Source organism: Candidatus Parvarchaeota archaeon, assembly GCA_016866895.1.
Lineage (GTDB): Archaea > Micrarchaeota > Micrarchaeia > Anstonellales > VGKX01 > VGKX01.
Genome location: VGKX01000051.1, coordinates 1 through 7,117 on the forward strand (window position 1 = coordinate 1; position 7,117 = coordinate 7,117).

At 46.8% G+C, this 7,117-nt stretch carries 7 protein-coding genes; 3 read left to right on the forward strand and 4 right to left on the reverse strand.

Going from position 1 to position 7,117, the window contains the following annotated elements:
- Positions 1 to 207 (forward strand): hypothetical protein (locus FJZ26_02910; protein ID MBM3229358.1); only part of this gene is annotated, 207 nt, incomplete at its 5' end.
- Here the strand turns inward: FJZ26_02910 and FJZ26_02915 are convergent.
- From FJZ26_02915 to FJZ26_02925, 3 genes are all read right to left on the reverse strand, one after another.
- The gene (locus FJZ26_02915; protein MBM3229359.1) at positions 192 to 1,004 is read right to left on the reverse strand and encodes a hypothetical protein; all 813 of its coding nucleotides are present in this window, start codon (positions 1,002 to 1,004) and stop codon (positions 192 to 194) included. The two genes, FJZ26_02910 and FJZ26_02915, sit on opposite strands and share 16 nt — an antisense overlap.
- A 12-nt stretch (positions 1,005 to 1,016) precedes the next feature.
- Positions 1,017 to 2,777, reverse strand: coding sequence for a glutamine--fructose-6-phosphate transaminase (isomerizing) (glmS, locus tag FJZ26_02920; GenBank protein ID MBM3229360.1), 1,761 nt, complete (start codon positions 2,775 to 2,777; stop codon positions 1,017 to 1,019).
- Between the two features lie 69 nt (positions 2,778 to 2,846).
- Positions 2,847 to 3,044: a TRAM domain-containing protein gene (locus FJZ26_02925; GenBank protein ID MBM3229361.1), complete on the reverse strand. Its 198-nt coding sequence runs from the start codon at positions 3,042 to 3,044 to the stop codon at positions 2,847 to 2,849.
- Positions 3,045 to 3,528: 484 nt separating this feature from the next.
- Here FJZ26_02925 and dph2 point away from each other — a divergent pair, with 484 nt between their 5' ends.
- Entirely contained in the window at positions 3,529 to 4,449 is a 921-nt protein-coding gene (gene dph2, locus FJZ26_02930; GenBank protein MBM3229362.1) for a diphthamide biosynthesis enzyme Dph2, read from the forward strand.
- 3 nt (positions 4,450 to 4,452) lie between these two features.
- On the opposite strand, the gene FJZ26_02935 is transcribed toward dph2, so the two are convergent.
- The gene (locus FJZ26_02935; GenBank protein MBM3229363.1) at positions 4,453 to 5,058 is read right to left on the reverse strand and encodes a hypothetical protein; all 606 of its coding nucleotides are present in this window, start codon (positions 5,056 to 5,058) and stop codon (positions 4,453 to 4,455) included.
- A 198-nt stretch (positions 5,059 to 5,256) separates the two neighbouring features.
- Here FJZ26_02935 and FJZ26_02940 point away from each other — a divergent pair.
- Positions 5,257 to 7,117, forward strand: a 1,861-nt coding sequence (locus FJZ26_02940) for a hypothetical protein (GenBank protein ID MBM3229364.1), incomplete at its 3' end; no start/stop codon positions are given.

A 7,117-nucleotide genomic window follows, 5' to 3' on the forward strand; every position in this document is an offset into this window, starting at 1 on the left:
GACAGGCTTGATACGGATATTGCCTGCGCAAGGGCTGCAGGAATCAAATCAGTTCTTGTGCTGACAGGCCTGACTTCAAAATCCCAGGCTCAAGGCATCAAATCTGCAGCCATCGGCTTGAAAAAAAATACGTTGCCTGACTTCATACTTGACTGCGCGGCCCAAATCACGCCCTGCTGGCTTGCCAACTCTTATTCTTCCTTGTAAATCTCATTCATTGCAGCATTCAGGTTTCCCTGCAAGTCAGCCTGCCCCAAAGGCTTTTTCGGAAACAGTCCCTGCGCGCCAGGCTGCAGCTCCTCCTTTTCCAGAAGGCCGGCAAGCCCCAAGGCCCCAATCTGACTTATCGGCTCTTCAAGTTCGCCAAGCATGTCAAATGCGCCTGCTGTTTTTTTCCCCTCAATACTGCTGCTTGAATAAGAAATCCCATGGCCGACATTTCCTTCTGCCATCGGTTTTTTTACAAACGAAGGCCTTGATGAAAGCGCCCTGCTAATATCGCTAATCGCAGCAGTGTCTGAAAAGTTCTGGTTCGCAGGGTTCATTGGATACTGCTGTGCAAAGCTTGCCTGCTGCCCCGCATTTCCAATACTTGCCAAACCGGGCTGGGTTGTGGCAAAAGCATCCGCATTTCCGGTTTCCCTGCTTTGCCAAGTTTGCTGATACTGCTGCTCTATTCCGCTTTGCTTGGGGGGCTGGGAAAATTCAGCTAACCCTGGCTGGTCAAATATGGAGTTTGCATAATCAGTGGATGCAGCCTGCTGGCCTGCCTGTTCCCCTAAACCCTGCAGCCCGCCTGAGCCGTATGTCTGGCCGGAAGATTGTGGATATGCGGGGCTTTGCTGCACTTGCCTGCCAAAGCTTGAGATTGTTGCAAGTATTGTGGAGCCGCAATAGCCACACTTGGAGGTAATCGTCAAGTCCTCTATTTCCATGTCTGCTGAAAAGTCAAAGGTGAAAAATTTGCCGCACTTGCAACCCAAAGTTTTTTTTATCGAGACCATTTGCATTGCACCTCATTCTACTGTGACTGACTTTGCCAGGTTCCTTGGCTTGTCAGGGTCGCAGCCCTTTTTCACGGAAATATAATATGCCAGCAGCTGGAGCGGTATTGAAAACAGGATTGGAGAGAAAATCGGGTCAACTTTTGGCAGCAGTGCGAATTCTGTCCCCAACCTTGCCGCATCCTTGTCATCGGAAAAAACAATTACCTCGGCATTCCTTGCCTGGCATTCCTTTATGTTGCCCATGATTTTCGTTCTTGTCTCATCTCCTGGGGCTATTGCTACAACCTTCACCCCGCCTTCAAGCAGCGAAAGAGGGCCGTGCTTGAGCTCCCCTGCCGGGTAGCTTTCGGCATGCAGGTACGTTATCTCCTTTAGCTTGAGCGCCCCTTCAAGGGCAGTTGCATGGGACAACCCCCGTCCTATGAAAAAGAAATCCGTTGATTTGCACAGCTTTTCCGCAAGCTTTTCCATATCCCCTGCTTTTGTGAGCACGGCGTCAATCGCGCTTGAAAGGTCTGCAATCCCCTGCTCCAAGTCCTGCCTTTTGGAAACAATGAAGACAAGCTTGTACAAAAGCGCCAGCTGCGAAGTGAAGGATTTGGTTGCAACAACGGCTATCTCCGGCCCTGCATTAAGATAAAGCGTCAAGTCAGCCTCCCTGGTAAGCGAGCTTCCAACAACATTGCACACGGCAAGCACTTTTGCGCCCCTTTCTTTTGCAAGCCTGACTGCAGCCATTGTATCCGCAGTCTCCCCAGACTGGCTTATTGCAATCACTACAGTTCCCTTGCCGACGTTTGGAAGGTGCATGAATTCCGACGCATAGCTTACCTCAACGTGCCTGTCTGTCAATCTCTCAAGCACGTTTTTGAAAACAAGCCCGGCATGATACGATGAGCCGCAGGCAACAACCCGAAGCATCTTGGCGCCATCCAAAAGCCTGGCAGCCCTACCATACTCCCCAGAAGTTGTGGCAAGCCTTATTGCAGACTGCTGCTGGTGTATTTCCTTAATCATGAAGTGCGCAAACCCGTCCTTTTGCGCCATCTGCCGCGTCCAGTCAATCCTCATGCTCCTCCTTTTCACCTGCCTGCCGCCTTGCAGTTCGCAAATCCTGTGCCCGGTTGCATCAAGGACCGCATACTCTCCGTCTTTGAGGATTACAAATTCGTTTGTGTAGTCAAGCACTGCAGGCATGTCAGATGCGCAAAACATTTCCTTCTTTCCAATCCCTATGATTAGCGGGCTTGATTTTCTCGAGCAGATTATCCTTCCGTCCCCCTGCCTTATCGCAACTATGGAATAAGTCCCCTCTATTTTTCTTGCTGCGGCAACAAATGCGCTCTCAAAATCATCCTCTTTCTGGCTTTCAATCAGGTGCGCAATGACTTCAGTGTCAGTGTCGGATTTGAACCTGTGGCCTGCTTTTGCAAGCTGCTCCTTGAGGCTCTCAAAATTTTCAATTATGCCATTATGGATAATAACTGTCTTTCCATGGCAGTCTGAATGAGGGTGCGCGTTTACCTGGTTTGGCACTCCGTGCGTCGCCCAGCGCGTGTGGCCTATCCCGACAGTCCCACTGATGCCTTCCAATCCCGCGGTTTTCTCAAAATCGGCAATCCGTCCCTTGTCCTTTACAATCCTAATGCGGCCCTTTTCCTCAACCGCAATGCCTACGGAGTCGTAGCCCCTGTACTCAAGATTCTTTAGCGCCTTGAGTATTGTTGTGGCTGCCTGCCTGAAGCCAACATAACCTATAATGCCGCACATGTCCGATACCCGCATCTGCCTATTTTTTCTTTTTTCCAAACTTTTCTTGCCGCGCGTCCAATCTTCTTATCATTCCCTTATGCCAATTGCATAAGTCCGCTTCACCTCGACAATCCTGACATTTGCGGCCTTACCGGCAACCCCGCCTTTTACAAAAACGGCAAAGTTTTCATTGTGTGCAATGCCCTCCCCTCTGGGATTGACTGCAGTGATTACAAGCCTGTAGACTTTGCCTGCCTCGACACTTGGAGTTGGTTGGAAGTGCATGTGATTGCCTTGGTTGAAAGCCGCGCCTTGCGGCACAGGCGGTTAATCCAATTTTGCTTGCTTTCATTAAAATACCTTGCTAGCCTAAGCCGTTTGGGCAGTCATGCCTTGCCAAAAATCCTGCCTTTTTTTGCACTTTTCTGCAAGAACATATGTATTTATAACTTTTCTTTAATTAATAGCGCAATAGTCTGGCATAAATTGCCGTTGAAAAGTTAGGTGATAAGAATGCGTTTTGATGAAGATGAAGATGTTGATGATGACGAGGATTTGGAGGATGAGTGGGAGGACGAGGAGGATGAGGAAGAGGAGTAGCCAAATCTCCTTTTTCACATTTTCCCAAGTTCCACATGCACAAATTCCTTCCAGTTTGCAGCTTCTTTCTGGATTTCCAGCCCAATTTCTTTTTTGCGTTTTTCGCCATTTCTTCTTTAACCGGTAAATTTATTTTATTCCCAATCCTTGCCATTTCCAAAGTGATTACATGAAAATCCTGCTGCAGTTTCCTGAAGGGCTGAAAACCAAGGCCAGGGAGATTTGCGCAAGCCTTGAATCCTCGGGGAACGCTGTTTTCATCTCCGCAGCGCCATGTTTTGGTGCATGCGACTTGGCACTTGAGGAGGCAAGGCTGCTAAAAGTTGACAAATTAATGCACTTTGGCCACGCAGAATTCCACAAAGTCAAAGGCGAAAAATTTGAAATCGAGTACATCCAGTTTCCCGTGGATGCCAATCTTGAAATACTCAAAAACAGGGAAAGCCTCGCATTGATAAGCCAGTATAAGACCGTCGGGCTTGTGACAACTGTCAACCACCTGCACCAGCTAGGTGACATGAAAAAAATCCTTGAAGCTGCAGGGCACAAGGTGCAAGTCGGCATGGGGGGGCAGCATGTGCGCCACGAGGGCCAAATTCTGGGTTGCGACACCTACGCCGCAAACAGGCTCCAGGGCAAGTGCGACTGCCTGGCATATGTGGGCGGGGGCCTGTTCCACCCACTTGGCGTTGATGCCAAAATCCCCTTTTTCGTGTTCGACCCGTTTTCAGGCAGGGCATACAGGATAAACGAGCAGATAGAAAAGCTTCGCAAAAGGAAGAAGGGAATGCTTCTGGCGTGCACGCAGCCAAACGTGAAAAACTTCGGCATCATTGTTTCAACAAAAAACGGGCAGTATAACATTGCAGGCGCCCAAAAAGTCAAGGCTGATTTGGAGGGTTTGGGCAAAAAGGGCTTTATCCTTGTTGCAAATTTCATTGACCCGATTGCGCTGCAGGACTTCAATTTTTTTGACGCTTATGTCAACACCGCATGCCCCCGCATTCCAGAGGACTACGAAAGGTATGGCGGAAAGCCGGTTATTGACATAATTGACTTCAAGGAGCTAAAAAAACTGCTTTCTGCATAAAACTCAAAGTTCCTGGCCTGACTTTGCCGCACTTGCAAGCCTGGAAAACCTCTCCCTGTCGCTCAAATAGGCAATCAGCATGTTCATAAAAGGCAATCCGCGCCTGAATTTGTTTCCTGCCGTTGTTTGAAAATCCGCAGGATTCAGCGTAGTAAAAAGATAATGAATCACAAGCCCCGGTTCGTTTCTCTCCTCCCCAAGCTCGCATGTGGCAAACCCTTTTTTCAAGGCATCTAAAACTTTTTCATCAAGAAGCCCCAGGTTGAATTGTGCGTCTGCCTTTCCCTGTTTTGTCACCTTCCTAAATCCAACGCTGCTTTTGGACTCAAGCTCCTTTTCATCCTTCTTCTTGCCTTCCTGCCCTCCCTTTTTTTCTTTATTCACAGTAATTTTTCTTTGCGGCCTTTTGTCTGTCACAACAATGTCGGGCCTGCTTTTTATCCGCCTTGATTTCTTTTTATCTCTGACAAGTAGGACTTCTTTGCCTTCCAGGATGGTTTTTTTCAAAATTGCTTTTGCAGGCCTGATTACCTTTACCTTTGTGCCCTGGACTTCTTCCTCGGAAATTACAAACCCTGTCACTTTTTTTATCTGCGTTGAAGCACCCATGGCTTTAATTTGCCGTGCAACAAATATAATTCTTTCATTCTTTGCCTTTTTTTACCAAAACCAGCGCCAGTATAATTAGCCAGCATAATTATCCAATCAACTTGGCCAATTATGCACAACACCATTCAACCACAATATTTATACATCTCCATTAACCAATTCTGGTACAATGCCTGTCTGTATTTTTGAGGTGATTTTGTGAGAACAAATCTTTCAACCCTAGCTTTAGCTGTTTTTGTAGCACTTGTCTTTGTTCAAAGCTCCCATGCCCTTTCACTATACTTGTACGCGCCTTTAAACAATACTTTTAGCGGCAATGATAAAATATGGTTCTCCTATGCGGTCTCTTCGAATTCTTCATGCCTGTTCAAAGTTTCAAAACCAGACGGACAATTAGTTTACTCGAATTCTCAGGCTAATACCTGGAACTGGGGTGGCATCATTGAACTTTCCAATGGCTATTACATGTGGCAGGTAAACTGCACCAGTGGAAACGAAAGTGCCCAAAGCGAAGTGAGGTACCTTGTTGCAAATGCGACCATGGGCAATAACGAAAACGGCATTGTCTATTTGGAGCCTCTGAACAACACTTCAGTAAATAATTTGAGTGTCGCCCTAACCTATATGGCAAACTTTACTTCTTCCCAAAACCCGAGCATTTGCGTGTTGAATGTTCTAAAATTCCAATCAGGATACTATTTTCAAGTTGTAACTTCAGAAACTACAGTAAAGCTACAACCATTTTATTATTCTAAAATATTCAATTATGAAGACGGGGCTTCATACAGATGGCTTGTTAACTGTTCGTATTATGACGGGGAAAAATGGGTTCGCCAGCCTGGCGCCTATCGCTACTTCTCGGTCTATGCCCCGGGGCAGGCTTCGGTCAGTGCCAGCATCCTATATCCTCCGGAAGGAAGCACAATGAATGCAGCAGATTCCTTTATGACATTCTCGGCATCATCAAGCAACGGCAACCCGCTTACCTGCAATACGTATGTTGGCGACCAACTTGAGAGCACTTATGCAGTCAGAAGCGGAATGCAGGCAACCGTTTATTTCACTACATCGGAAGGTACAAAAGCAATATATGTTGGCTGCAGAGTGACAAACGACACATCATTTACGTTTAGCGACCCACGGACAGTAAATTTTCAAAAGATCAACATTTCCCTCCTCTCACCCCAAAATGGAACTTCTTTCACTTCTCAGAATGTTGAACTTAAATATTCCGCAGCCTCCACGTTGAAACAGCCTGTCAACTGCACGACATTTGTTGACGGAGTCCAAAAAGACTTCTATCCAAACTTGGCATTTGGAACAATTAGAAATTTCATCTCAACCTATACGGCAGGCAGCCACACATGGCGCGTTACTTGCATAATGCCTGGAGCTTCGCCTCCAACCGGGACAAGTCAAACCAGTACATTCACTGTACAGCAGTTAAACCCCCCAGCTGCTGATGTAAAAGTCGCACTTGTCTTTCCTGAAAACTTTTCAATGTTCAAAGCAAGCTATTATTTCCCCACCGCATTAAACTATATTGCGAATTCCAGCGTTGCTGGCTCTGCAATAACGTGTATATCTAACCTGACCAAAATGGGTACTGGCTCAACAATACAATATACTCATTCGGGGACAACTCCTTTCAGGCTATTCACCTATGTGTCTGTGCCAAACGGGTTATACAAATGGGCCGTGGCATGCAATCTTTCAGACGGTTCAACTGGAACAAGCGAATCAAGGATTGTAGGATATAACCTATCTTCAGGCTCTGACACGTGGCGCATTCAAAACAACTTTCCTGAGAACAACGAAAACTTAAATGGCCAAACTGTCAGGTTCAATTTTTCCGGAAACTTTACCGGGGCTACAAACGGAAATGTATACTGCGGGCTTAGGGATTCCGGTAGGATCGCAAAAGCTAACTTTGAGTTTGCCCCCCCACCACAATTCTCTGGCTCCTATTCAGGAATTTATAACTATGGAACTGGATACAACTGGTATGTCAACTGCACCTATTTTGATGGCAATAGCTGGGTGTTGCAACAAGGTCCAA

Bases quoted from the DNA above. Each gene is read 5' to 3' on its own strand.
- FJZ26_02915 (MBM3229359.1), bottom strand. From the start codon at position 1,004: ATGGTCTCGATAAAAAAAACTTTGGGTTGCAAGTGCGGCAAATTTTTC.
- dph2 (MBM3229362.1), top strand. From the start codon at position 3,529: ATGAAAATCCTGCTGCAGTTTCCTGAAGGGCTGAAAACCAAGGCCAGG.
- glmS (MBM3229360.1), bottom strand. From the start codon at position 2,777: ATGTGCGGCATTATAGGTTATGTTGGCTTCAGGCAGGCAGCCACAACA.
- FJZ26_02935 (MBM3229363.1), bottom strand. From the start codon at position 5,058: ATGGGTGCTTCAACGCAGATAAAAAAAGTGACAGGGTTTGTAATTTCC.
- FJZ26_02925 (MBM3229361.1), bottom strand. From the start codon at position 3,044: ATGCACTTCCAACCAACTCCAAGTGTCGAGGCAGGCAAAGTCTACAGG.